We start from the raw sequence: 25,570 nt of genomic DNA on the forward strand, positions 1-25,570 counted from the left end.
ATCAAAAAGCCGGCTGTCGACGGTGGGGGCCATCGGCAACCGGCTCATTGGCGATGGGGCATATGGATCAAGCCGTTGGGGGTAGCCCGATCCTGCCTTGCATCGAACCGTCGGCGGTGCAGCACGACGGACGCCGTCTCTCAAGGCGTTTGGGATCGCCAAAACCAGTTTCTCCCCGTCTCTGTAACCGTTACAAGGCCGGCCTGCGGGCATGGAAGCGGATCGGGGGGACGATTCGGATGCCCCAACGATAGTGATCGGAGAGACGATGGCGGGGCCGCGGGAAATTGATCCGATCGAGGCTGCGGCGCTGCGCGACGAGCTCGCGCTGCTGCTCGCATCGCCCGCCTTTTCGCGCGCACCGATCATGAAAAGGTTGCTCGAATATCTGGTCGCCGAAACATTGGCCGGGCGCGGGGAGCAACTCAAGGCATATTCGGTCGCGGTCGACGGCCTCGGCCGCGCGCCGGATTATGACGCGCGCGCAGACAGTTATCCGCGTGTCCAGATAGGCCGTCTCCGCCGCTTGATCATCGAACATTATGCGCAGACCGCGCCTGGCCCAGCCGGACGGCTGTCGATTCCACAGGGACGTTACCGCGTCGAACTCGATCGCGGCACCGCGCCGATCGAACCGGAAGCGCCGACCGCGCCGATTCCCGTGGCGCCGGCGCGCAAGCCCGTTCTCCTCTGGGTCGCGATCGCCGCGGCCTTTTTCATCGTGATCGCGATCACCGCCGTCGTCGCGCTGGTGATCCTGCCGCGACATGAGGAAGTGACGACCGGCAGCAGCCGCCCGATGCTCGAAATCGCCGCCGCAAATGCCAAGACGCCCGATTCGGACCTGAGCGATCAGGTGCGCGCTGTCCTTCTGGACGGGTTGCGGCGCAGCGCGGTCTTCGACGTGCGGACCACGCGCAGCGTCCTCCCGCCCGATCCGAAGGCAACCGAAGCACGCTATCGGCTCGCGGTGGACATACCCCCGGGCGATGCCCCGCGCGTCACGTTGCGGCTGTGGCGGCTCAGCCCCGACCGGCTGCTCTGGTCGGGCAGCTATTCGCTGCCCTCGGCCGACGTCCGTCAGATCGATATCGTCCAGCGCCTCGGCCCCGCAATCGCGCTGATCAGCCGTGCCGACGGGCTTGTCGCGGCGCAGGAATATGCCAGCGCCCCGGCCGGTCCCTATCGCTGCATGCTCACCTACCACCGCTATCGCCGCGAGCGCACCGATGCCGATCGCGGCGAACTGGAGCATTGCGTGCCGAAGAGCATCGCACAGGCGGACAGTCCGCTGCTGCAGGCGACGGCCTCCTATCTCGCGCTCGATCGCCTGTCCGGATCGCGTGGCGCGTCGCATCGTAAGGCTCTGCTGATGGAGGCCCAGACCCATGCGCAGCTCGCGACCACGATCGACCCGACCGATCCCTGGGCAGTGAGCGCGCAGGCGCGCGTCGCGAGCGTACAGAAGGCGTGCCCGCGTGCGATCCGCAACGCGATCGCCTCGGCCGACCTTGCCCCCTATGAACCCGTCGTCCTCGCCGATGCCGGGGTGATTCTGCTCAATTGCCACGACGCGCGGGCGGAAAAGCTGATCCGCGACGCGATTACGATCGATGCCGGGCCCGACGGGCGCTTCTATTGGGCGCTGGTGCTGGTGGCGATCGATCGCGGCGATCGGGCGCTGGCGGCCGAAGCGCTCGACCGCATGACCCCGCCGGTCATCGGGCGGCGGCCGCGTTACCACCTGATCACCGCCGCAGGCTATGCGATGCTCGGCGACAATGCCCGCGCCACCGCCGCCTGGGATCAGCTCAAGGCCGCCGATCCGGGCGTCGCCGCGAATCCCGCCCAGTATCTCGAACGCACCGGCATCTCGCGCGAAATCGCGGCGCGGGTTATCGCCGATCTGCGCAAGATCGGTCTCGCCAGCGGCTAAAGCGCCAAGGCGGCGATCGAGGCGGCCTGCTGCGCCGCATAGAGCGCGAATTCGTCGATCACCGGGCGACCCAGCGCGGCTTCGAACGCCGCTTTGCTGGATTGGCCCTGATAATGCGCGCGGGCGGCATCGCCGAGGTTGGACTGGAATATTCCCGCCGCGCTGACCGGCAGAAAATCCTCGTAGATGATCGGGTCGGCCGCGACATGGCCAGCGGAAACCAGGGAATCGAGCGAGGTGCCTTCGGGCGCTCCTGCCTTTTCCGTCGGCGTGTAGGCAAAATAGGCAAGCCCTTCACGGCGCAGGACATCCCAGTCATCGGGAAGATCGGCAAAGGCATCGCCACCACGCGCCAGAAGCGCGTCGTAAAGAGCCCGCCCCTTCGGGGTCAGCGCCACCCCACGCTGCTCGATCTCCCCGAACCGCGCGAGATGACGGCCGACGACGCCGTCGAAATCGATCGCCTCATCGAGCGCCTTGAAGCTTGTCTGGCGCAACAGCACCGGGCAGCGGCGACGCGGCGGCCCTTCGATGTTCTCTTTGGGCGCGATCCCGGCGGCGGGCATCGCAGCCTGCGCCGCGTCGATATCGAGCGTGCGCGGGGTCAGGTGATTGATGTGCGGCCCGCGAAAGCTGACCACGTCGGCGACCAGGCGGTGCGAGGCGAGCAGCTTGGCGTAGGTTTGGGCATCGACCGTCGCCCGGGCATGCCAACGGAAGGTTTCGAGCAGTTCGACGACGAAGCGGTTCGCATGCGCCTCGTCGAGGCCGCCGTCGCGTTCGGCCTGCTCGATCAACGCAAGCGCATGGGACGTCACGATCTGTCGCCGCGCGAGGATCGCTGCCGCTTCGGCGCGCAGAGCGTCATCGGCGATCAGTTCGAGCCGCAGCAGCGACGTGAACAGCCGGAACGGATTGCGCGCCAGCGCCGCCGGATCGACCGGACGGAACGCGGTCGAATGGACCGGCACACCCGCGGGCGCGAGGTCGTAATAGCCCACCGGCTCCATCCCCATGACCGCGAAGGCGCGCGCGCACAGCCGCAATTCTTCCGCCGTGCCGACCCGGATCGCGCCGTGGCGTTCGCCCGACAGCCGATCGAGCCCCCCTGCCCGCTCCAGGCCCACGGCCAATTCCGGATCGCGCGCCAGCACGTCGGCGTTGATCTGTTCGACCAAAGCGACGAGCGCGCCATATTGTGGCACTTCGGCGCGGTACATGTCCGACATCGCCAGCGCGAAGGCCGCGCGGATGCGATCGGGTTCGACGAACTCGGCCATGTGGCCCGGCGTCAGCCGTCGCTCAGGCGCTCGATATCGGCGCCGACCGCAGACAGCTTTTCCTCGAGCCGCTCATAACCGCGATCGAGATGATAGACGCGGTGAACCGCAGTCTCGCCCTTCGCCGCCAGCCCCGCGAGAACCAGGCTCATCGACGCGCGCAGATCCGTCGCCATCACGTCGGCGCCGACCAGTCCGTCGACACCCTTCACGATCGCGGTGCGGCCGTGCACCTGGATGTCCGCGCCCATTCGCGCCAGTTCGGGCACGTGCATGTAGCGATTCTCGAAGATCGTCTCGGTCAGCACCGACGTGCCGTCGGCGAGCGCGAGCATCGACATGAACTGCGCCTGCATGTCGGTCGGGAAGGCCGGGAACGGCGCGGTGGAAACGTTCGACGGCTTGAGCCGGCCATTCGCGCTGACGCGGATGCCGCCCTCGATCTCGGTCACGTCGACGCCGGTTACGCGCATCGCGTCGAAGATCGTCGCCATATCGCCCATGCGCGCGCCCATCAGGTCGAGCTCGCCGCCAGTTATCGCCGCGGCACAGGCATAGCTGCCCGCCTCGATCCGGTCGGGCATCACCTGATAACGGGCGCCGTTCAGCCTGGGCTTGCCGCGGATGACGAGGCGATCGGTGCCGATGCCGTCGATCTCGGCGCCCATCGCGACCAGGCAGTTGGCGAGGTCGACAATCTCAGGCTCGCGCGCGGCATTGTCGAGGACGGTTTCGCCCTTCGCCAGCACCGCTGCCATCAGGGCATTTTCGGTCGCACCGACCGAAACCACCGGGAACGAATAACGCCCGCCGGTCAGCCCGCCCGGCGCGGTCGCCTTCACATAGCCCGCCGCCAGTTCGATCTGCGCACCGAGCGCCTCGAGCGCCTTGAGGTGGAGATCGATCGGGCGATTGCCGATCGCACAGCCTCCCGGCAGCGACACCTTCGCCTCGCCCGCACGCGCCACCAGCGGGCCGAGCACCAGGATCGACGCGCGCATCTTGCGGACGATGTCATAGGGGGCGACGGTCGACGCGAGGCTTTTCGCGTCCATCGTCATTTCGCGACCGATCGATCCGTCGGTTCCGCGCTGGACCTTGGTCGACACGCCAAGCTCGTTGAGCAGATGGCCGAAGCTGTCGACGTCGGCGAGACGCGGCAAATTGGTGAGGGTCAGCTTCTCGTCAGTGAGAAGCGCGCACGGCAGCAGAGTGAGCGCGGCATTCTTGGCGCCCGAAATCGGTACCTGGCCCTTGAGCGTGCGGCCCCCGCGAATGATAATACGATCCATGGACACGCTTTATCCGAAGCGTGCGGCGGCGCAAGGTGGCGCCGTAACGGACGGCCCCCAAAAGCCGTCGCCCCGGCGGAGACCGGGGTGGCGATCAGGCGTTTACGCCTTCTCCATCGTGCACTGGAGCGGGTGCTGGTTCTGCCGGGCAAAGTCCATGACCTGGCTGACCTTGGTCTCGGCGACTTCGTAGCTGAACACGCCGCAGATCCCGGCGCCCTTCTGGTGGACGTGCAGCATCACGCGTGTCGCGTCCTCGATGTTCATGCGGAAGAAGCGCTGGAGGCACAGGACGACAAATTCCATCGGCGTGTAATCGTCGTTCAGCATCAACACCTTGTAAGGTGTCGGCTTCTTCGTTCGGGTCCGCGTGCGCGTCGCGAGGCCCAGGCCGGTGCCACCGTCCTCGCCATCCTTACGGACGGCCATGACGATATCGCTACGGGTGGAGGGCAGGCTCATCGTGGATTCAGACTCGGTTGAAAGCATGGCCCAAGATATGGCACCGCCGGCGCATTCGGCAAGTGTCACGAGCGTGCGCCCGGCATTCGCGACAGCACCATAACGACGAACCGGTCGCCCCCACGCGGGGAGCGACCGGTCGTTACGCCAAGATACTGGAAGATCAGGGGCGGCGGATCAGGCCGCGGTCTTGAACTTCTCGGCAGCGATCGCGTAGCGGCTCGAAAGCGGCTGGAACACGTCGCCGGCCAGCTTCAGCCAGGTCTCGCTGAGCTTCGACATTTCGGCGACGGCGCTGTCAAACGACGACTTAGCATAATCGCTCTGCAGCTGGAACAGCTCGGTCGGGGTCTTGGCCATCGTCATGCTCTTGACGGTCGCCGACGCGGTTTCGAAGTTCTTCTTGCCATAGTCGGCCAGTTCCTGGCCGATCGTTTCGGCGCCCTTGGCGGCGGTCTTCGCCGAGCTGACGAGAGCCTCAAGGTTGCCCTTCGAGAATTCGGTGATTTCCTCGCCGACCTTCGAGCTCTTCTCGAAGGCGGTCTTGGCGCGATCGCTGATTTCGGTGAACATCGTTTTCGCCTTTTCGGTGATGGGAGAAGTGGAAAGAGTTTCGAACGCAGGCATCCCGGAAGATCCTTTCGACAGAGACTTGGGCGTGGCCACGGGCTTCGCGGCCTTAGGCGCGACAGCCGCCTTGGCGGCGGGCGCCACCTTGACGGGCGTCGTCTTGACCGGCGCCTTCGTGGCGCTCTTCACGGCCGGCTTGGCCGCCTTTGGCGCAGGAGCGGGAACGGCCGCGACGACCGGCTTTGCCGGCTCGACAACCTTGGCCGGTTCGACGGTTTTAACCGGTTCGATGGCCTTGATCGGTTCGGCAACTTTGGCCGGCGCGACGGGGGCAGCCTTCGCCGCCACCGGTGCCGCCTTCGGCTTTTCCGCCGTCACCGGCTTCACGGGCGCCTTAGCACCTGTCGCCGGGGTGTTGTCGTCAGCCATTGCCCACCTGCTCCTGATGTTGCGATGCACAATACAGGGAGCGACGAATCAGGTCAAGCCTCATTGTGCAGTGCAACATTGCAGATACACAATAGAGAAATTGGCGCTTTTCCGCTGTTTGCCCCACCCCGCCAACGCGCTTGCGATCACGGGGTTCCAGCCTGTGGATAATTTTTTCCGGGACGCTTTTGTTACCGCATCCGCACATAGCGACCGGGCGCATCCTCGATGGCCTTTAGCGGCCCTTTTCCGGGCAAGCGCTTGCCCTTGGCGGGCACCTTGGGGCCCGATCGTTCGGCCATCCAGCCTATCCAGTCGCTCCACCAGCTGCCTGGCGTTTCGGCGGCGCCCGCCACGAAGTCGGCGAAGCTGGTCGCGCCTGTATTGGTCCAATATTGATACTTTTTCGCCGCCGGCGGATTGACGACGCCCGCGACATGGCCTGACCCGGCAAGGACGAAGCGCCGCTCGCCGGCGAAATGCTCCATGATCCGCCACACGCTCGGTGCCGGGGCGATATGATCCTCACGCCCCGCCTGGACATAGGCCGGCGTCTTGATGCTGGTCAGGTCGATCGGCACCCCCGCGACGCTCATCGCCCCCGGCTGCACCATCAGATTATCGCGATAAAGCGCCTGGATATAACCACGGTGCCATTCGCCGGGCAGGTTGGTGGTATCGTTGTTCCAGTGGAGCAGATCGAATTCGGGATAATCCTCGCCCAGCAGATAGTTCTGGACGACATAATTCCAGATCAGGTCGCGCGCGCGCAGCAGATTGAACGAGGCGGCAAGGAAACGTCCGTCGAGTACACCCTTGTCGCCGCTCAGCATCGGCAGCATCGCCATCAGCTCGTCGCTCAACAGATGCTTGAGCTCGCCCGCCTCCTCGAAATCGACCTGCGCGGTGAAGAAGGTCGCGCTGGCGACTTTGCCCGCCTCCCCCTTCGCCGCCAGATAGGCCAACGTCATCGCGAGCACAGTGCCCGCCACGCAATAGCCGATCGTGTGAACGCTCTCGGCACCCGTCGCCTTGCGAACCGCGTCGATCGCATCGATCTGCCCACCGATCACGTAATCGTCCATGCCGATGTTCGCGATGCTCTCGTCCGCCGACTTCCACGAGACCAGGAATACGCTGATCCCCTGATCGACCGCCCAGCGGACGAAGCTGTTCCGCTGGTTGAGGTCGAGGATGTAGAAGCGATTGATCCACGCCGGGAAGATCAGCAGCGGCGTTTCGAACACCACCTCCGTCGTCGGAGCATAGTGGATCAGTTGATAGAGCGGGGTTTCGTGGATCACCTTGCCCGGCGTGGCGGCGATGTTGCGTCCAAGTTCGAACGCCCCCTGCCGCACCTGGGTCAGTTGCCCCCGCGTTATGTCGGCCAGCATATGTTCGAGGCCGCGCAGCAGATTCTGCCCGCGCGTCTCGAAGATCCGCTCCAGAACCTGCGGGTTGGTCAGCGGGAAATTGGCCGGCGACATCGCCTCGGTGATGGTGCGCATCGCGAAGCGGATCTTGTTGCGCACGTCGGGCTCGACCCCGTCGATCGCGTCGACCGCGCGCATGAAATGCTCGCACAGCAGCAGATAGGCCTGGCGGATCACATCGAACAAAGGCGTCTGGCGCCATGCCTCGGCGTTGAAGCGCCGATCGCGATCGGCCACCTTCAGCGCTTCGACATCGCCCTTCATCAGCGCGGTCCACAGGCCCAGCGCGTCGCCAACGGCATCGCTCTGCAGGTCGACCAGCCGGGTCGTGTCGCCCATGATCGCGCCCATATCCGGGAATTGGACGTCGCCCAGCGGCATCCCGCTCGCATCGGGCATCGCGTGGACCAGATGCTCCATGATCATCTGTTGCGCCTGCCCGACAATGCCGGTCCAGTGCTGGATTTCGGCCAGCGGCGGCAGTTCGGATGCCGTCGCCTGCTTGCCCCAATCCTCGCCGAGATCACCCATGCCGTACTCCGCCGATTTTTTCGCGCGAACGCCTGCCAATTCGGCGCGCCCGCGCGTATAAGCCCGTCCCGGTGACATTGGGCGATCGGCCCGGTGCCGCCAAGGAGCAAACACTAGGAATCGTCATGTCCGAGGAATTTTACCGCATCAAGCGTCTGCCGCCTTATGTCATCGCCGAAGTCAATGCGATGCGGGCAGCGGCGCGAGCGCGGGGTGAGGACATCATCGATCTCGGCATGGGCAACCCCGATCTGCCGCCGCCCCAGCACGTCATCGACAAGCTGGTCGAGGTGGCGCAGAAGCCCGATGCACATGGTTATTCGGCGTCGAAGGGCATCCCCGGTCTGCGCAAGGCGCAGGCCAATTATTACCAGCGTCGCTTCGGTGTGGAGGTCGACCCCGAAACCGAAGTCGTCGTGACGATGGGATCGAAGGAAGGCTTGTCGAGCCTCGCCACCGCGATCACCGCGCCGGGCGACGTCGTGCTGGCACCGAACCCGAGCTATCCGATCCACACCTTCGGCTTCATCATCGCCGGCGCCACGATCCGTTCGGTGCCGACGACGCCCGACGAACGCTATTGGGAGGCGCTCGATCGCGCGATGAAATTCACGGTGCCGCGTCCGTCGGTGCTGGTGGTCGGCTATCCGTCCAATCCTACCGCGGAGGTCGTCGATCTCGCCTTCTACGAGCGGCTCGTGGCCTGGGCGAAGGAGCATAAGGTCTGGATCCTGAGCGACCTCGCTTATTCCGAACTCTATTATGACGGCTGCCCAACGCCTTCGATCCTGCAGGTGCCGGGCGCGAAGGACGTCGCGATCGAATTCACGTCGATGTCGAAGACCTATTCGATGGCCGGATGGCGCATGGGCTTCGCGGTCGGCAACAAGACGCTGATCGCGGCGCTGACGCGCGTTAAGTCCTATCTCGATTATGGGGCATTCACGCCGATCCAGGCGGCAGCCTGCGCCGCGATCAACGGACCGCAGGATATCGTTCAGAAGAACCGCGAACTGTATCAGCGGCGTCGCGACGTTCTGGTAGAAAGCTTCGGCCGCGCGGGGTGGGACGTTCCGCCGTCGCGCGCGTCGATGTTCTGCTGGGCGCCGCTGCCGCCGGCAGTCGCGCATCTGGGCAGCCTCGAATTCTCGAAGCAGCTGCTCACCCATGCGGGCGTCGCCGTCGCCCCGGGCGTCGGCTATGGCGAAGATGGCGAAGGTTTCGTCCGGATCGCGATGGTCGAGAACGAACAACGCATTCGCCAGGCCGCGCGCAACGTGAAGAAATATCTCCAGTCGATGGGGGTCAATACCCCGGCGCGCACGGCGGGATAAATCCGCAAATTTGTGCGCCGCACAAACAAAAAGGGCCGCGGATTACTCCGCGGCCCTTTTCTATTACAATCGATGCGATCAGCGGGTCGCCAGGGGGCTCTCCGAGCTGTTCGCAGCAGCCGTCTGGACCTTCGGCGCCGCGAAAGCGACGGCGGTGCCGGCATAGTTGCCCGAGACGCGGCCGTTGCGGACGCGCAGCGTGAAAGCCTTGCCCGACTGGTCGACACCGTCGACGATGGCGACGTCGCCGGCCTGGGTGACCTGATACTGATAGGTCTGGCCGTCGCGGGTGAAGCTCTGGGTATCGGCGAGCGCCGGAGCGGCGACCGCGGAGGTCAGGATGGCGAGAGCGATAATCTTCTTCATCAGAAAACTCCTTTCGATTTGAGCCGTCAGCGTCCTCAATCTTGTTGCACTGCGAAATGGGCTAGCGAGGACATCATCGCAATTGAAAGGATTGCGCTCACAGTTGCATGAAATGCAATCAGTGTGATTACAACAATTATAATGCATAATAATAATCGGATTTCCGCCATTCCTGTCGTGGCTGTAAGTACGAGTCAGGCCACCGCGCTTGACCAAAAAATCGTCAGCGCGCACCCATGGACCATGCTTCCGATCCTGCCCGTGCTGCCCACCGACATCGCGCATGTCATCCAGACTGCGCTCGCGCCGGTCTTCCTGCTGACCGGCATAGGATCGATTCTCAATCTGCTCGCCAGTCGCCTGTCGCGGATCGTCGACCACGCCCGCCGGATCGAGCGAGAGTTCACGCCGGTCGACGACCCGATCCACGCAAAACAGGTCAAGCGGCTCCGCCTGCTCGACAAGAGGATGCGGATCGTCGGCAACGCGATCTTCCTGTGCACGTCGAGCGCGGTGCTCATCTGTATCGTCGTCGCGGGGCTATTCGTCGCCAACCTGCTCGAACTCGGCTTCGGCCGGTTGACCGCGTCACTGTTCATCCTTGCGATGCTGCTGCTGATCGCCGGGCTGACATTATTCCTCGTCGAGGTACGGCTCGCTGTCCACGCCGTGCAGGTCGAGGATGCGATGCTCGAACGCGAAGGGCGACCATGAAGCCCGCGATCGAGCGCCGCCTGCTCCAGATCGCGGTCGCGATCGCCTGCCTCGTGCCGCTCAATGCAGGGCTGCGCGGCGTTCTGGAGGGTGCGCATTTCGTAAAGGTGACCGCACCGGCCGCCGATCTCGACAGCCACTTCCGCTACATGTCGGGCATCTTCCTGATGATGGGCGTCGGCTTCGTCACGACGATCCCAGCGATCGAGCGGAAGGGCGCGCGCTTCCGCATGCTTGCCGCGATGGTGATCGTCGGCGGAATGGCGCGGGCGCTGAGCTGGGTGGAGGTGGGCGCGCCTGGCTTCGGGCACCGCTTCGGTCTGGTGATGGAGCTGGGCGTCGTGCCGCTGCTCGTTCTGTGCCAATGGCGGGTGGAAAAGCGTTCCATATGAAAAAGGACTGCCGGCCAAAGCCGGCAGCCCCCTAACATGGTCAGCGGCCGGAAGGTGCCGGCCCGGGAGACCCTTGGCGCTTTAGAAGCGCGCCTCCCGAACGGACAGAACCGACCCCCACGCTGAACCATGAGACATCGGATCACCTCCTTTCGCAATGTTGCCGAGGACTCGAAGGTGGATCATTCTGCGGATGCGAACAAGTCTTGATTTTATGACGCTTGTCGACAATCCTCTAAGGCTCGCGACGGTTCGGCCCAGGCCGGCACGATGACCGGCGAGAGCCCCGACCCCGACACCGCGAAGCGCCCCCGGCTATAGCCGATCCGATCGAGCAGATTGTCGCGCGCCGACAATCGAGCGCCCGTCATCGCCTGCCCCTCATGCGACAGTCCGCCCGCCGGCAGTGTGGCCGCGCCGTATGAGGTGGTGACGGTCAGGCTGGTCGCCGTACCTTGCCGCATTATCGCGATCGTCCGAGCGGTCTTGTCGCACGCGATTACCAGCGCGGGCTGCGCACCTGCCACGCCATAAGCCGCATAGGAGTGCGCGGTGCCGGGGACGTAGCGCCATGTGCCCGGGGTCAGCGCGGCATCGCGCCAGTCGCGCGGCGGGGTGACCACAACGGGCACCGACGGCGGTGCCACGGTGGGGACCGGCTTGGCGACCGGAGCAGGGGTGGTGCAGGCGGAGAGCAAGGCGAGGCCGAGGGCCGGCCCGGCAAGACGGTAGTCGATCATCAATGCTGCATGCGCGAAAGCGGCGAGCAAGGGAAGCCCGTCGCGATCAGGCGCCCTGCCCGCGGCACTGACGGACGAGGCGGACGACATCGCCGTTGACCGGGAGCATCGCCGGCGCGCCTGCGACGACCTGTGCCTCGATCGCCTGCCCCTGCCCCGCGACCGCGTCGAACAGTTGGTGGCGTGCGGGCAGGACCATCGAGATCGTACCGCCAGCCGTTCGCGAATAGGTCGCGTCCATGCGGGCGGTCACGCCGCCGGCGCGCATATATTGCCCACCAAAGCCCTGCGGATCGCCGGTGCGGACCGCGATGAACTCGATCTGACCGCGCGCGGTGTTGCAGGCGAGCGCATAGTCCCACGCGCCGCCGTTGCGCGTGAAGATCGCGGCCGGGCCGTCGCCGAGCCTGGGGACATAGTGCCAGTTATTCGCCAGCCGCGAGTCGCTCGAACGCGGCTGCGTCGCGACCGGTTCGGGTGCCGGCGGAGCGGCAACGGCAGCCTGCTCGGCCGGCGCCGCATCCGGCGCGGGAGCAGGGTCTGCGGGAGAAGGCAAGGCCGCTTCCTGCCCGTCTATCGGGCCCAGCGTGGTTTCGGTGCCGCCATCCACGGCCATATCCTCCGCCAGCCGATCCTGACCGGCGGTGACCAGCGGTTCGCGTTCCCCGCTCTTCATGAAATTGCTGACCGCCCAGGTGCCGACAAGGACCAGCAGCGTGCCGACCAGCACCAGGCGGCGTATCCACACCGCACGGGACGTGGGCTTACGGACGAGCGTGGGTGGCGGATAAACCATGCGTCAAAGCTAACCTCTCGGGCCCAACCTCGCAATGCAAACGATCGTCAATCAGCGTTAAATGCGGCTGCGCTGATGCCCACCGCATGGACGTTCGCATCCTGGCTGACCGACAGCGCGTAGGAGACCGAGCGGCGCTTGACCTCGGTATGATCCTCGTCGTCGATCGTCTCGGTGCGCAGATCGTCTGCGCCCGGCATCTGGTTCGCCTTGATGATGCTGGACAGCGCGCGGCAATCGGCGCCCAAGCCGGGACCGAAGGCATATTGGAGAAGATAGGCGCCATCGGGCACGCCTTCGATCGTCATCGATTCCGAATGGGCGATGTAGAAGCTGGCGGCGAGCTTGCCCGTGTCGACATGACGCAGCTTGATCACGGCGTCGCTGTCGCTGTCGTTCGATATGTCGATCGCGTGGCCTTCCTCGGCGAGCTTCATGTCGCCGGCCAGACGGGCGCCCGTTGCCGGCGGGCTCGTGCAAGCCGCCCCCTGCGCCCAACCCGCCCCGCTCCACAGCGCCATCGCCGCCGCGCCGATCAGCGCGATACCATTCATCTTCCGCATCTTCTAAGCCCCCCGGCCTTGTTCCCAATAACCTTGGCGCACCCCGCCCCCATCGGCAAGGTGATCCGCATTGCCCCCGCCGGCGAACCCCTGCATAACCCCTTTTAAAATTCGAGAGGGGAGATTTCATGTCGAACGAAGGACATGCCGCGCCGAGCGCGTTGAAGGCCGCGATCATCGTCGTCGTGCTGATTCCGCTGGTGGCGGGTTACATGATCCTGGGCAGCACGATCGGCGTGGTCCATCTGTGGTCGGGCTTCCTGTTCACGCTCTACTGGTCGGCGATCCACGCCGCGAACCCGACGGCTTACTGGCCCGATCTGTGCGGTGCGCTGATGGGCGTGGGCTATGCCTTCCTCTGCCACTGGTTGCCGCTGCAGGGCACGGCGGGCGGGATCGCGCTGCTCGCCATCCTGTGCGTCACGACATGGCTGCTGATCCAGGGCAAGGTGTCGCTGGTCATCAACCTGGGGCTGATGCTGTTCCTGACGGTGTGCACGATCCCGATGGTCGGCGAGACCAACGATCATCTCAACATCGCGATCGGCGTCGTTTACGGCGCGGCCTATAGCGGGCTGCTGTTCCTGGCGGCGACCAATGTCGGAAAGCTGCGTTCGCGCCGCGCGCCAGCCCCCGCACCCGCCGAATAGACCATGGCGGTTGATGCCCGCATCGACGCCTATATCGCGAAGTCCGTATCCTTTGCGGCACCGATCCTGACACACCTGCGCGCGGCCGTTCACGCGGCCTGCCCGCAGGTGGAGGAGACGATCCGCTGGGGCATGCCCAGCTTCACCTACAACGGATCGATCCTGTGCCAGATGGCGGCGTTCAAGGCGCATGCGAGCTTCGGCTTCTGGCAACGCGAGCAGGCGACGGGCGAGGCACCCGCGAAGGACAAGGACGCCATGGGCCAGTTCGGCCGACTGACCCAAGTCGGTGACCTGCCGTCCGACGCCGAACTCGCGGCCATGATCGAGCGCGCGATGGCGGTGATCGACAGCGGTGTGAAGGCGCCCCGCCCGATCAAGCATCCCAAGCCCCCGGTCGCCCTGCCGGACGATCTGGCCGCCGCTCTTGTCGCGATGCCGGCCGCGCAGGCGACCTATGACGGCTTCCCCGAGGGGCAGAAGCGCGAATATGTCGAGTGGATCACCGACGCCAAGCGCGCCGAAACGCGCGCGAGCCGCATCGCCGATGCGGTCGCGTGGATGGCCGAAGGCAAGCGCCGCAACTGGAAATATGAGCGCTGCTGAGCCGCGATTCGACGTACGCGAACATGCTCGGAAGTTGTCAAAGTTGTCACTACGTCTGCGTCGAAATCGCTTCCCCGACGATCCCCTGCGGAGACGATAGGACAGGTTCGCGGCAGCATTGGGCATGGGGCCAGCCTACGGTTCCGTCCGCCTGTAGGACAGCCGACTGAACCCTCCGCGCGTTTTGGGCGTTGGCAAGGGATGACCGATATCATCCGAGGCGACGGGCGGGATCTGGTAGCGATGGTGCGCGCCGCAGCCGCCGTCCACAAAACCACCTGGGAAGCGCTCGTCCCCAGCCATTTCGAAGTCAACCTCGACATGGAAGCGGCAGAGGAAGACGCCTATGCGGAGATGGCGCAGGCCAAGGCGATCCTGCGCGACCATATCTGCGAAACCTACGGCATTTCGATCCGCGAGCTGAGCAGTCTGGCGATGCCGTAAGGCCGCTCATGATCCTCCCCTGCCAGGGGGAGGTGGCGCCGAAGGCGTCGGAGGGGGAGGATCCGATGATCCAGAGTTGGTCGTGTCCTCCCCCTCCGTCAGCTGCGCTGACACCTCCCCCTGGCGGGGGAGGATTGGATGAGGCTACAACTTCGCCATTACCTCGTCAGCGAAGCGCACATAATCGGCGATCTTCTCGTCGATTGGCTGGGTGTCCTCCTCGTTTGCATACATGTTGCGGAAGGCGACGGGCATGTCGGTGACGCCCAGATCCTCCATGCGGCGGACATAATCGGGCGTGACCGCGTCATAGGTGCGCGCGAAGATGCGGTAGGGCGTGTCCGCCGTTCCCGCCTCGGCGCGATAGCTGCGCAGCTTTTCGATCAGCGCGACGAAATCGTCCAACGCGCCGCCCGCATAGATGAACCCGTCGTGGAGCGCGGCGCGGCGTAGCGCGGGATCGCTGTGACCGCCCACCAGGATGGGCAGCGGACGGCGGGCGACCGGGTTAATCTTGACCGATTGCATGTCATAGAATTCGCCGTGAAACGCGAAATAGTCCCCGGTCGCGAGGCCACGGACGATCGCGATACACTCGTCGAGCCGCTTGCCACGCTTGGCATAATCGACCCCCATCGCCTGATAATCGTCGGGCCAGACGCTGAGCCCGACGCCGAAGTTGAAACGCCCCCCGCTCAGTGCATCGACCGAGCAGGCGAGCTTTGCCGAATAAAGCGGCTGACGGACCGGCAGCTTCACGACGTTGCTGGTAACTTCGAGCCGGCTCGTCGCGGTCAGGATCGCGGAAGCCAGGATGAAGGTCTCGACGAACGGCTTGTTCTCTAGGAAATCGCGGCTGCCGTCGCTGTTGTAGAGATATTCGGTGTCGGACGCCTGCGGATAGATCAGGCTATCGGGCACCAGGAAGCCGGCATAGCCCGCCTCCTCCACCGCCTTTGCCAGCGGGATATAGTTGTCGATCGCCGTCATGGCCTCGGAACAATGGAATCGCATCGTTTCTGTCCTCTCCCGCGATGTATGTGACATCGTGTCAAGGGAGAGACGGGGGATTGTCGATGCTTATCGTCGCGGTTCCGAGATGGCGAACCATGATCTTCCCCGCCCTCACGGACGGGGAAGTATCGGCCGACCTTATTCCTCCCCCTCGGGCGTCAGGCGCTTCACGTCATCGACGGTGACAGGCTTGGCGTAAGCGTTGCCGAAATGCCCGCGCACATAGGTCGCGACGCTCGCAATCTGGTCGGGAGAGAGCATGCCGTTGAAGGTGGGCATGCCGCCGCGGCCTTTGACGATCGTGCTGACCATCCAGTCGGCGTCGGCGAGCTTGGCGTTCTTCGCCAGCGCCGGAATGGCGGCGGCGCCGGTGCCGCCCTCCCCCGCCGGCATGTGGCACGCCTGGCAGACCTCGCGATAGACGGCCTCCCCGGTGGCGCCGCCCGCGCCCGGATCGTGCCCCGACGTGTCGCCCGTGCCCTGTGCGAGAGCGGTGGTGGCGGCGATGGCGAGGGCCGCCACCGTCGCGATACCGATCGTGCCGCGCATCATGCGGCCTGCGCCATCTTGTGCAGCCGCTCGACCGCGTCGAGCGACGAGAGCAGCGCCGCCTCCATCCACGCGCCGATATACGAGGCGTGTTCGCCCGCCAGGACGAGGCGCCCGTCGATCTTCACCAGGTTCTGATAATGCGCCTTGCGCGCATCGTCGTTCCAGCTCGACGCGCAGGCGGCGATCCAGGGGAGCCGGCTCCATGCGACCGCGGTGCCGTTCATGAACTCCTTGCGATAGCTTTCGGGGTGGAAAACCGAACCCTGCTTGAGCGCCTCTTCGACGCGCTGCTCGGGGGTCAGGCCGCCGAACGTATAGGCCGCCGCACCGCCCGCATAAGCGCCTAGCAGTACCGACGGCCCCTTCTTGAAGAAGCCATAGCTCGGATAGCTGAGCTGCGAGATCGACTGGTTGGTGAAGCTGTGACCGCCGTAGATCTTGTCGTCCTCCTCCCAGAAGCGGCGCTTCATTTCGAGGCCGACCTTGCACGAGGAATGATAGGGCACACTCTTGATCGCCGTGACCATCTCGGGGCTCGCCTGAACCTCGATCTGGCTGAGGATCGTCAGCGGGATCGTGCAGACGCAATAGTCGGCCGAGGCAGTCTTGACCGCGCTGCCCTTCGACAGATCCTCATAGGTGATCGTCACGCCGCTGTCCGACTGCGCGATCTTCGTCACCTTGGCATTGTAGGTGATCATGCCCGGCAGTTGCTTGGCGAAGCCCTTGCCGATCATGTCCATGCCGCCGACCGGCTGGAACATCGACGTCTGCATCACATTGTTGAAGTAGAAGGCGTTGGTCATCCACATGCGTGGATCGAGCACGTCGGTGAGCCCGTAAGGCTCTGACGGAATCGGCGCGCCGCCGACGCCGCCGCCCGGCGGGCGATCATAGCCGCGCGACGACGAGGTGCGCAGGCTTTTGACGTAGTTCATGTCCTTGTCGAGGATACCCCAGCCCTTCATGGCTTCGAGCAGCTTGTCCTTGTCCTCCTTCGACACGGTATCGTCGAGCGCGCCCTTGTTCACCGCCTTGGCGAGCAGTTCGGCGACATGGCCCTTGAAGTCGGTGCCGACCGCGCCGTAGCGCACCGGCTTGCCGTCGAACGCCTTGCTGCTGTGGACGTAGCCATTGTGGTTGATCTGGACGAACGGCTCCAGCGCGACGCCGAATTCCTGGCAATAATGCAGCACCGCCTCGTGATGATACGGGATGCGCCACGGGCCGGGGTTCAGATAATTGCCGGGCGAGAAGCCGACCTTCTGCACCGCGCCGCCGATCTCCTGGATCACGTCGCCGCCGCGCACCGTCCAGTTACGGCCACCGGGCCGGTGCTGATATTCGAGCAGCTTGACCTTGTAGCCCGCCTTCATCAGCTCATAGGCGGCGAGCATGCCCGCAAGGCCCGCGCCCAGCACGATCACGGTCGCGCCCTTCTTGGCGCCGCTCAGCTTGGGAGGGCCGTTGAACTGGCTCGGCGCGGCATGCCCCATCGCGGTCATCGCGTGATAGAGCGCGGCTGCGCCGCCGGCCTTGCCGATCGCCGTGAGAAGCTGACGACGGCTGGGCACGAATCCACCGGTGGCCGGGGAAGAAACAGGATCGGTCATGAAAGCTCCGCAGGACGCTTGGTTGCTATTCTCCTTATTCCGCCTGCGTTTCGGGGATCGTCATTGCGACCTTATCGTTGATGGTCACCTTTCATCAGAATCGACGATGTGACCTGTCAGGAAACGTGTGAGCAAAGTTGCTGCAATGCAATACGGTTCGTCGAAGGTATGACGGGTCTTGCGGCTCAACGCTTGTTTTTGGCCGCTTTCGCCTTGCGTGAATTACCGTAACGCGTGGTCCGCGTGCCCGGTTTGCCGCCGAAACTGTTCGACTTGACCGGCGCGCGATGCTCCTCCACCGGCAGGCCAAGTTCTTCCTGCTCGAGCTTGCGGATCTCGTCGCGCAGGCGCCCGGCTGTCTCGAACTCCAGGTCGGCGGCGGCGGCGCGCATCTTGGCTTCGAGATCCTCGATATAGGCGCGCAGATTGTGGCCGACCATGTGGGGGCGGTCCTCGATCCCCGTTTCGACCGTCACCTGATCGCGCGAGGCGAGGTGGCCGACGATGTCGGTGATGTTGCTGCGGATCGTTTCCGGCGTGATGCCGTGCGCCTCGTTATAGGCGACCTGCTTTTCGCGGCGGCGCTGGGTTTCCGCCATCGCGCGTTCCATCGATCCCGTGACGCTGTCGGCGTAGAGGATCACGCGCCCGTCGACGTTGCGCGCGGCGCGGCCGATCGTCTGGACGAGCGAGGTTTCCGATCGCAGGAACCCCTCCTTGTCAGCATCGAGGATCGCGACGAGCCCGCATTCGGGAATGTCCAGCCCTTCGCGCAGCAGGTTGATGCCGACGAGGATGTCGTACACGCCCAGCCGCAGATCGCGGATCAGCTCGATACGCTCCAGCGTCTCAACGTCGGAGTGCATGTAGCGGACCTTGAGCCCCGCTTCGTGAAGATATTCGGTCAGATCCTCGGCCATGCGCTTGGTGAGCGTGGTGACGAGGGTGCGATAGCCGGCCTTGGCGGTCAGCCGCGCCTCATGGACCAGATCGTCGACCTGGCTTTCGATCGGGCGGATCTCGACCGGCGGATCGATCAGGCCGGTGGGGCGAATGACCTGTTCGGCGAAGACGCCGCCGGTCTGCTCCATCTCCCAATTGCCGGGGGTCGCCGAGACATAGACCGTCTGCGGGCGCATCACCTCCCACTCGTTGAAGCGCAGCGGGCGATTGTCGATGCATGATGGAAGGCGGAAGCCATATTCGGCGAGCGTGATCTTCCGGCGGTGATCGCCGCGCGCCATGCCGTTGATCTGGCCGATCGTCTGGTGGCTCTCGTCGATGAAGAGCAAAGCGTTGTCGGGCAGATATTCGAACAGGGTCGGCGGCGGCTCGCCGGGCATGCGGCCGGTGAGGAAGCGGCTGTAATTCTCGATCCCCGCGCAGCTGCCGGTCGCGGCGATCATCTCCAGATCGAAATTGGTGCGCTGTTCGAGCCGCTGGGCTTCCAACAGCTTGCCTTCGATCTGAAGCTCCTTAAGGCGCTCGCTCAGTTCGAAACGGATCGCCTCCATCGCCTGCTTCATCGTCGGGCCGGGGGTGACATAGTGGCTGTTCGCGAAGACGCGGACATAGTCGAGGCTGGCGGCCTTCTTGCCGGTCAGCGGATCGAACTCGACGATCTCCTCGATCTCATCGCCGAAGAAGGCGATGCGCCATGCGCTGTCTTCATAATGCGACGGGAAGATTTCGAGGCTGTCGCCGCGCACGCGAAAATTGCCGCGGCCGAAGGCGGCGTCGTTGCGCTTGTACTGGAGGGCGACGAGCTTGCGGATGATCTCGCGCTGGTCGACCGTCTGGCCCTTCTTCAGATCGAAGATCATCGCCGAATAGGTTTCGACCGATCCGATGCCGTAGAGGCACGAGACCGACGCGACGATCAGCACGTCATCGCGTTCGAGCAAGGATCGGGTGGCCGAATGGCGCATCCGATCGATCGCCTCGTTCACCGAGCTTTCTTTCTCGATGTAGGTATCCGACCGGGCGACATAGGCTTCGGGCTGGTAATAATCGTAATAGCTGACGAAGAACTCGACCGCGTTGTCGGGGAAGAATTGCTTGAACTCGCCGTAGAGCTGCGCGGCCAGGATCTTGTTCGGCGCGAGGATCAACGCGGGGCGCTGCAGCCGCTGCACGACGCTCGCCATCGTGAAGGTCTTGCCCGATCCGGTGACGCCGAGCAGCACCTGATCGCGCTCCCCCGCCTCGGCCTGCGCCACCAGTTCGGCGATCGCGGTCGGCTGATCGCCCGACGGCTCATATCCCGACACGAGCTTGAACGCCTTCCCGCCCTCGGTCTTGTCGGGCCGGTCGGGACGGTGCGGAACGAAGGTCTGGCCCGTCTCGGGCTCATCGAGGGTGGTGCGGATCTGGATGACCATGACGGCAATATGGTGCACGGACGCCTTTTGTTCCAGCCCATGAAAAGCATTTGTCGCGGACGGGCGCGGCGATAGGGTGCGGGCGATGAATGTGGTTCTGCCCTTCGACGACCGCGACGGCGCTGCGCGCTTCGACGAGGCGCAGTGCCGGGCGGCCGGGACCGCCTTGGCAGAGCGTTATCGGACGGCCGAACCCTTCCCGCACATCGTGATCGACGACTTCATCGATCCCGCAATCCTGCGCACCGTCGCCGCCGCTTATCCCGATCGCGAGACCAGAACGGCGTTCGACCGCGATCAGGAGCGGCACAAATATCAATATGCCCCCGAAGAGATTGACGATGCGGGCGCGCGCAACCTGCTGGCGCAGCTCAATGCGCGCCCGTTCCTGGCCTTTCTGGAGGAACTGACCGGCATAGGCGGGCTGGTGCCTGATCCCTATTTTACCGGCGGCGGGCTGCACGAGACGCTGGCGGGCGGGCATCTGGGTGTCCATGCCGATTTCAACGTCCATCGGATCATGCGGCTGGAGCGCCGGCTGAACCTGTTGATCTACCTGAACGACGATTGGCGGCCGGAATGGGGCGGCGATCTGGAGTTGTGGGACAAGGCGATGACCGGGCCGGTCGCGCACATCGCGCCGGTGATGGGTCGCGCGGTCGTCTTCAACACAGCGCTCGACAGCTTTCACGGGCATCCCAGCCCGCTCGCCTGTCCACCCGATCGATCGCGCCGGTCGATCGCGACCTATTATTACACTGCGCCCGAACAGGGCGTCGCCGCCCTGCCCAGCCGCACCACCAATTTTCGCGTGCGACCGGGAACGGAGGATCGCCCCGATCGGCGAGTCGCTTTCGAACATTTCGTCCGCGATTGGATACCCCATCGTCTCCAGCCGCTCGCGCGCCGCCTGAATCGCTTTCGCTGAAGCAGGGCAACCGATATGGTCGGGCGCATAAGGGCGGACAAACGCCCACTGACGGGAGATGGGGATGCGCGCTGCAGTCTATATGTCGGCCGACGTGCCGCTGGTGATCGAGCGGGTCGACGATCCGACGCCCAAGGCGGGCCAAGCGATCCTGCAGGTCGCTGGCGCGGGGATCTGCGGATCCGACCTTCATCTGAAACAGCTCAACCGGCTGCCCAGCGGCACGATCTTCGGACATGAATTCGCCGGGTCGATCGTCGCGCTGGGCGCCGACATGGACGGCTGGGCGATCGGGGAGAGCGTGACTGCTTTGCCCGTTTTGTCGTGCAAGAATTGCGCGGCGTGCGACGCGGACCTGCCCTCGCTCTGCGCAGGCGTCGCCTTCATCGGGACGCGGCCTGACAAGCCGGGTGCCTATGCCGAATATGTCGCGGTCGATCGGCACATGCTCCAGCGGCTTCCGCAAGGCGTGTCGTTCAGCGAAGGGGCGATGGTCGAGCCGCTGGCGGTCGCGCACCACGCGGTCGAGATGGCCGGGGTGAACAGCGGCAGCACGGTGCTGATCATGGGCATCGGCCCGATCGGCGCCGCGACCGCATTGTTCGCGCGCATGAAGGGCGCACGGCATGTGGTGGTGAGCGAACCGAGCCCAGATCGCCGCGCGCTGGCGATCGATCTGGGTGCGACGGCGGTGATCGATCCGAAGAATGAGGATGTCGCCGCGCGCTTTGCCGCAATCACCGGCCGCGCGCCCGAGATCGTGTTCGAATGCGTTGGTAATCCGGGGCTGCTCAAGCAGGCGATCGGGCTAGCGGGAATGCGCGGGCAGGTCATCGTCGCAGGCGTCTGCATGGGCGAGGACGCGATCAACCCGATGGTCGCGCTGGGCAAGGAAGTGACGCTGAAGTTCAGCCAGGCTTATGGCGAGGGCGATTTCGCCGCGGTGATCGACGCGATCGCGCGGCGGCGGATCGACGTCGCGCCGATGCACAGCCGATCGGTGGGCTTCGCCGATTTCCCGGCGGCGTTCGAGGAGCTGGGCAAGGCGCCGAAGGACTGCAAGATCCTGCTCGATCCGAGCTTGTCATGAGCGCGCCCGCCCCCTTCCGCTTCGCCGCGGAGGCGGCGATGGTCGAGGATCTTAAGGCACGACTGCGCAACGCGCGCGCAGCTCCGGTCGCGGCCGATCCCGATGCCGGCATGGGCATCGCGCCCGCCGATCTCGCGCGGCTCAAGGCCGGGTTCGAGGCGTTCGACTGGACCGCGTTCGAGGGCCGCGCGAACCGGCATCCCGCCCTCACGCTGCCGATCCGAGGGCAGACAATGCATTTCGTCCGGGTGACGACGGGGGCGGAGGCCGAGCGCCTGCCGCTGCTGCTGCTCCACGGCTGGCCGGGATCCTACCTGGAGTTCGGCGATGCGATCGACCTGCTGATCACCAGCGGCAAGCCGCTCGACATCGTCTGCCCCTCGCTGCCCGGCTACGGTTTCTCCACCCGGGATCTCGAAAGCGACCTGCCGCCGCGCGGGATCGGCGACGTGATGGTCGAGCTGATGGCCGCGCTCGGCCATGTTCGCTTCGTCGTACAGGGCGGTGACTGGGGCAGCGTGATCGCGTCCGAAATGGGCCGCTTCCACGCGGACAGGCTGATCGGTGTTCATGTGAACATGGTGCCGATGATGGTGATGCCCGGCGATCCCATCCGTGAGACCGCAACCGAGACGGAGAAGCAGTGGATCGCGCGCAGCGATCGGATGCGGATGGACGGTTCTGGCTATCAGGCGATCCAGGGGACGCGGCCACAGACGCTCGCCGTCGGCCTGGCGGACTCGCCGCTGGGCCTGCTCGCGTGGATCGGGGAGAAGTTCATCGCGTGGAGCGGGCGCGACGAGGCGGGCAAGCCGCTGGCACGCGACCAGCACATCCTCGACGGAGTCGCGCTCTATTGGGCTACGAACTGTATCGGCAGCTCGGTGCGGCTGTACCGCGACATGTTCCGCAACCCTTCGAGCCAGGCGCCTATCGAGCCCCCCTGCGGGATCGCGGTCTATCCTTATGAGGTGATGAAGACGCCGCGCCAGCTGATCGAGCCGCGCTACAACATCGTCCATTGGTCCGAGCCGCCGATGGGCGGGCATTTCGCGGCAATGGAGGTGCCCGACCTGTTCGTCGCGGACCTGCTGGCGTTTCTGGAGGTGCTGCCATGATCGCGCGCAAGCCGAAGATCGACTTCACCGATGCCCTGCCCCACTGGGCGCCCAACCGCGCCTTCGTGCAGATCAGCAATGCGACCTCGACCGGGCTGGTGCCGATTGAAACGTATCTCAACAAGGTCGTGACGCGCGTCGCCGACACGCATGGCGATGCTGCATTGAAGGCCGATGCGGCGCTTTTCTGCGCGCAGGAAGGCAATCATTATCGGCAGCACCGCGCCTTCAACAAGGCGCTCTACGGCCGCTATCCGAAGGTGCGCGAGTATGAAGCGGCGCTCAACGCCGATTATGATCGCTTCCTCGCCGAAAAGCCGCTCGTGTGGAATGCGGCTTATTGCGAGGGCTTCGAAAGCGTCGGCATCGTCTATACGCGCTTCGTGTTCGAAGAAGCGGACGACCTGCTCGACGGCGCAGACGAGCGGCTGGTGCGGCTGTGGAAATGGCATCTGGCCGAAGAGTTCGAGCATCGCACCGTCTGCTACGATGTGCTGAAGGCCGCGGGCGGCGGCTATGTCGACCGGATCAAGGGGCTGTTCGCCGCGATCCGCCACCTGATGGCGCACAGCCGCCGCGTCGCCGATTATATGCTGAGCGTCGATCGCGCCGACATGAGCGAGGCGGAGCGCGCGGCTTCGATCGCCGAGGAAGCCGAATATCGCGCGCGCCGCAAGAAATCGGGGCAGCGCGAGATGCTCAAGCTGCTCTCTCCCTTCTACGATCCGCGCAGAAAGCCGCAGCCAAGGGGCAGCGCGGAATATCTGGCGGCGATGGGCTGAGCCAGCGCCTCTCCACTCCGTCATTGCGAGCACAGCGAAGCAATCCAGGCTCGCACTCGAATAGCGCGCGAGCCTCTCAAATGCGGGCCTAGATTGCTTCGTCGCCTGCGGCTCCTCGCATGACGAGGAAAGGAGATGAGCGCGCCGTCTGTGACCTCCCGCACTTGCACCGTCACCACCACGCGCTAGGGTCGCGCAGCTTTACCCGAGGTTGCCGATGATCCGCTTCCGTATGCTTATCCCGCTCACCTTAGCGGTCGCCCCCGCCGCTGCTCATGCCGACGGCTTCGCGCCCGGCCAGTGGTCGCACTGGACCGAGATGGTCAGCGCCGAGGTGCCCGGCGTGCCGCAATGGGTGGTCAAGATGTTCGCGGGCAACAGCAAGCGGAAGAGCTGCTTCACCGCCCCCCAGGCCGCCGCGCGTCCCGAAGCGTTGCTGACGCAGGATGACGCCGCGGTGTGCAAGCCGCGCAAGTTCGCGATGGAGGGCGGAAAGTTCGTTTACGACACCTTCTGCACCAACAAACGCTTTCCCGACGGGCTGATGATCGCATCGAAGGGCACATACACGCCCAGCAGCTATACGATCGCCACCACATCGACAGGCACCAAGGACGGCAAGCCCGTGAAGATCATCACCACCGGCGGCGGGCAGCGGATCGGCGCATGCAAATAAGCCCCCCCATCGACATCGACGCCTATCTCGCGCGGATCGGCCTGGGCCTGTTGCCCGAGGCGGATGCGGCAGGGCTGGCCGCCGTCCAGCGCCAGCACCGGCTGTCGATCCCGTTCGAGAATCTCGACGTGCGGCTGGGGCGCGGGATCAGCCTCGATCCCGAACATGTGTTCGACAAGCTCGTGAACCGGCGGCGCGGCGGCTATTGCTTCGAACAGAACCAGCTGTTCCTGCGCGCGCTGACCGCATTGGGTTTCGACGCGCGGCCGCTTCTGGCGCGTGTGTGGCTGATGGCCGACGGGGTTCCGCCCAAGACGCACACGCTCAACCTCGTCACGATCGACGGGATGCAATGGATCGCCGACGCGGGTTTCGGCGGCAGCTATTCGCCGCCGATGCCGCTGATCGCGGGGCCCGAGGTCGAGGCGCCCGACGGCTCGCGCTATCGCCTGTCGATCCACGAGGATCATGGCTGGTTCCTCGAGCGCAAGGGCCATCCCGCGCTGACCGACGGGCGCACGCTCGTCGAAGACTGGCAGCCGCAATACAGCTTCACGCTGGATCCGGTGGCTAGCATCGACCTGGAACTGTCGAACCATTGGACCTCGACCCGCCCCGACACGCGCTTCACGACGCTTTCGGTGGTCAGCCTGGTCCTCCCCTCGGGTTTCGCGAGCCTGACCGACGCCCACTATACCCGCCGCAACGGCGACCAGCATGTCGAGGCCGAGATCGAGAGCGCGACCGCCTATCGGTTGCGGCTCAACTTCGTGTTCGGGATCGCGCTCGATGAGGTCGAGGTGATGGGGTTGGGGCTTTTTGAATAGCCGCCCTCCCCGCTCGACATCCCGGCGAAAGCTGGGATCTCTGGTGGGGAG

26 protein-coding genes are annotated in these 25,570 nt (G+C 65.0%); 13 read left to right on the forward strand and 13 right to left on the reverse strand.

Annotated features, from left to right (window positions below):
• Positions 1-268: 268 nt before the first annotated feature.
• Positions 269-1,936, forward strand: coding sequence for a tetratricopeptide repeat protein (locus FYJ91_RS02615; protein ID WP_149520713.1), 1,668 nt, complete (start codon positions 269-271; stop codon positions 1,934-1,936).
• Here the strand turns inward: FYJ91_RS02615 and FYJ91_RS02620 are convergent.
• From FYJ91_RS02620 to FYJ91_RS02640, 5 genes are all read right to left on the reverse strand, one after another.
• On the reverse strand, positions 1,933-3,216 hold the full coding sequence (locus FYJ91_RS02620) for a VOC family protein (protein ID WP_149520714.1): 1,284 nt from the start codon (positions 3,214-3,216) through the stop codon (positions 1,933-1,935). The genes FYJ91_RS02615 and FYJ91_RS02620 overlap by 4 nt on opposite strands.
• A gap of 11 nt (positions 3,217-3,227) precedes the next feature.
• The gene (murA, locus tag FYJ91_RS02625; protein WP_149520715.1) at positions 3,228-4,508 is read right to left on the reverse strand and encodes a UDP-N-acetylglucosamine 1-carboxyvinyltransferase; all 1,281 of its coding nucleotides are present in this window, start codon (positions 4,506-4,508) and stop codon (positions 3,228-3,230) included.
• A gap of 102 nt (positions 4,509-4,610) precedes the next feature.
• A complete protein-coding gene (gene clpS / locus FYJ91_RS02630; protein ID WP_149520716.1) occupies positions 4,611-4,937 on the reverse strand; it encodes an ATP-dependent Clp protease adapter ClpS in 327 nt (108 codons plus the stop codon).
• Between the two features lie 210 nt (positions 4,938-5,147).
• On the reverse strand, positions 5,148-5,969 hold the full coding sequence (locus FYJ91_RS02635) for a phasin family protein (protein ID WP_149520717.1): 822 nt from the start codon (positions 5,967-5,969) through the stop codon (positions 5,148-5,150).
• 191 nt (positions 5,970-6,160) lie between these two features.
• On the reverse strand, positions 6,161-7,933 hold the full coding sequence (locus FYJ91_RS02640) for a PHA/PHB synthase family protein (protein ID WP_149520718.1): 1,773 nt from the start codon (positions 7,931-7,933) through the stop codon (positions 6,161-6,163).
• Between the two features lie 125 nt (positions 7,934-8,058).
• On the opposite strand from FYJ91_RS02640, the gene FYJ91_RS02645 reads away from it, so the two are divergent.
• Positions 8,059-9,267: an LL-diaminopimelate aminotransferase gene (locus FYJ91_RS02645; protein WP_149520719.1), complete on the forward strand. Its 1,209-nt coding sequence runs from the start codon at positions 8,059-8,061 to the stop codon at positions 9,265-9,267.
• A gap of 78 nt (positions 9,268-9,345) precedes the next feature.
• Here the strand turns inward: FYJ91_RS02645 and FYJ91_RS02650 are convergent, their stop codons facing one another.
• Positions 9,346-9,633, reverse strand: a complete 288-nt coding sequence (locus FYJ91_RS02650) for a hypothetical protein (RefSeq protein ID WP_246152373.1) — start codon at positions 9,631-9,633, stop codon at positions 9,346-9,348.
• Positions 9,634-9,876: 243 nt separating this feature from the next.
• Between FYJ91_RS02650 and FYJ91_RS02655 the strand changes: the two genes are divergently transcribed.
• Both FYJ91_RS02655 and FYJ91_RS02660 read left to right on the forward strand, forming a co-directional pair.
• Positions 9,877-10,347, forward strand: a complete 471-nt coding sequence (locus tag FYJ91_RS02655; protein ID WP_149520720.1) for a DUF2721 domain-containing protein — start codon at positions 9,877-9,879, stop codon at positions 10,345-10,347.
• On the forward strand, positions 10,344-10,739 hold the full coding sequence (locus FYJ91_RS02660) for a DUF4345 domain-containing protein (RefSeq protein WP_149520721.1): 396 nt from the start codon (positions 10,344-10,346) through the stop codon (positions 10,737-10,739). The genes FYJ91_RS02655 and FYJ91_RS02660 overlap by 4 nt, the downstream gene beginning before the upstream one ends.
• 212 nt (positions 10,740-10,951) lie before the next feature.
• On the opposite strand, the gene FYJ91_RS02665 is transcribed toward FYJ91_RS02660, so the two are convergent.
• Genes FYJ91_RS02665 through FYJ91_RS02675 form a run of 3 tightly spaced genes read right to left on the reverse strand, consistent with a single transcriptional unit; the run spans position 10,952 to position 12,838 of the window.
• Complete coding sequence (locus FYJ91_RS02665; RefSeq protein WP_149520722.1) at positions 10,952-11,479, reverse strand: hypothetical protein; 528 nt, start codon at positions 11,477-11,479, stop codon at positions 10,952-10,954.
• Positions 11,480-11,525: 46 nt separating this feature from the next.
• Positions 11,526-12,275, reverse strand: a complete 750-nt coding sequence (locus FYJ91_RS02670) for a hypothetical protein (protein WP_149520723.1) — start codon at positions 12,273-12,275, stop codon at positions 11,526-11,528.
• Between the two features lie 47 nt (positions 12,276-12,322).
• Positions 12,323-12,838, reverse strand: coding sequence for a hypothetical protein (locus FYJ91_RS02675; RefSeq protein WP_149520724.1), 516 nt, complete (start codon positions 12,836-12,838; stop codon positions 12,323-12,325).
• Between the two features lie 128 nt (positions 12,839-12,966).
• Here FYJ91_RS02675 and FYJ91_RS02680 point away from each other — a divergent pair, with 128 nt between their 5' ends.
• From FYJ91_RS02680 to FYJ91_RS02690, 3 genes are all read left to right on the forward strand, one after another.
• A complete protein-coding gene (locus FYJ91_RS02680; protein ID WP_149520725.1) occupies positions 12,967-13,488 on the forward strand; it encodes a hypothetical protein in 522 nt (173 codons plus the stop codon).
• 3 nt (positions 13,489-13,491) lie between these two features.
• Entirely contained in the window at positions 13,492-14,094 is a 603-nt protein-coding gene (locus tag FYJ91_RS02685; RefSeq protein WP_149520726.1) for a YdeI/OmpD-associated family protein, read from the forward strand.
• 201 nt (positions 14,095-14,295) lie between these two features.
• Positions 14,296-14,538, forward strand: a complete 243-nt coding sequence (locus FYJ91_RS02690) for a hypothetical protein (protein ID WP_149520727.1) — start codon at positions 14,296-14,298, stop codon at positions 14,536-14,538.
• A gap of 144 nt (positions 14,539-14,682) precedes the next feature.
• Here the strand turns inward: FYJ91_RS02690 and FYJ91_RS02695 are convergent, their stop codons facing one another.
• From FYJ91_RS02695 to uvrB, 4 genes are all read right to left on the reverse strand, one after another.
• A complete protein-coding gene (locus FYJ91_RS02695) occupies positions 14,683-15,528 on the reverse strand; it encodes an LLM class flavin-dependent oxidoreductase (protein ID WP_246152374.1) in 846 nt (281 codons plus the stop codon).
• Positions 15,529-15,690: 162 nt separating this feature from the next.
• Entirely contained in the window at positions 15,691-16,104 is a 414-nt protein-coding gene (locus FYJ91_RS02700; protein ID WP_149520729.1) for a c-type cytochrome, read from the reverse strand.
• The gene (locus FYJ91_RS02705) at positions 16,101-17,717 is read right to left on the reverse strand and encodes a flavin monoamine oxidase family protein (protein ID WP_149520730.1); all 1,617 of its coding nucleotides are present in this window, start codon (positions 17,715-17,717) and stop codon (positions 16,101-16,103) included. Before FYJ91_RS02705 ends, FYJ91_RS02700 begins: the two co-directional genes overlap by 4 nt.
• A gap of 185 nt (positions 17,718-17,902) precedes the next feature.
• Entirely contained in the window at positions 17,903-20,098 is a 2,196-nt protein-coding gene (gene uvrB, locus FYJ91_RS02710; RefSeq protein ID WP_149521308.1) for an excinuclease ABC subunit UvrB, read from the reverse strand.
• 85 nt (positions 20,099-20,183) lie between these two features.
• On the opposite strand from uvrB, the gene FYJ91_RS02715 reads away from it, so the two are divergent.
• The 6 genes from FYJ91_RS02715 (at position 20,184) to FYJ91_RS02740 (ending at position 25,519) form a co-directional block, all read left to right on the forward strand.
• Positions 20,184-21,026: a 2OG-Fe(II) oxygenase gene (locus FYJ91_RS02715; RefSeq protein WP_149520731.1), complete on the forward strand. Its 843-nt coding sequence runs from the start codon at positions 20,184-20,186 to the stop codon at positions 21,024-21,026.
• A gap of 64 nt (positions 21,027-21,090) precedes the next feature.
• Positions 21,091-22,116: a zinc-dependent alcohol dehydrogenase gene (locus FYJ91_RS02720; protein WP_149520732.1), complete on the forward strand. Its 1,026-nt coding sequence runs from the start codon at positions 21,091-21,093 to the stop codon at positions 22,114-22,116.
• Entirely contained in the window at positions 22,113-23,234 is a 1,122-nt protein-coding gene (locus FYJ91_RS02725; protein WP_149520733.1) for an epoxide hydrolase family protein, read from the forward strand. Before FYJ91_RS02720 ends, FYJ91_RS02725 begins: the two co-directional genes overlap by 4 nt.
• Positions 23,231-24,016 carry a metal-dependent hydrolase gene (locus tag FYJ91_RS02730; protein ID WP_149520734.1) on the forward strand — a complete coding sequence of 262 codons (786 nt, stop codon included), beginning with the start codon at positions 23,231-23,233 and terminating at the stop codon, positions 24,014-24,016. Before FYJ91_RS02725 ends, FYJ91_RS02730 begins: the two co-directional genes overlap by 4 nt.
• A 217-nt stretch (positions 24,017-24,233) precedes the next feature.
• Positions 24,234-24,692, forward strand: coding sequence for a DUF3617 domain-containing protein (locus FYJ91_RS02735; protein ID WP_149520735.1), 459 nt, complete (start codon positions 24,234-24,236; stop codon positions 24,690-24,692).
• Positions 24,683-25,519, forward strand: coding sequence for an arylamine N-acetyltransferase family protein (locus FYJ91_RS02740; protein ID WP_149520736.1), 837 nt, complete (start codon positions 24,683-24,685; stop codon positions 25,517-25,519). The genes FYJ91_RS02735 and FYJ91_RS02740 overlap by 10 nt, the downstream gene beginning before the upstream one ends.
• Positions 25,520-25,570: the final 51 nt, after the last annotated feature.

The organism is Sphingomonas montanisoli (genome assembly GCF_008274695.1).
In the GTDB taxonomy this organism is placed as follows: Bacteria; Pseudomonadota; Alphaproteobacteria; order Sphingomonadales; family Sphingomonadaceae; genus Rhizorhabdus; species Rhizorhabdus montanisoli.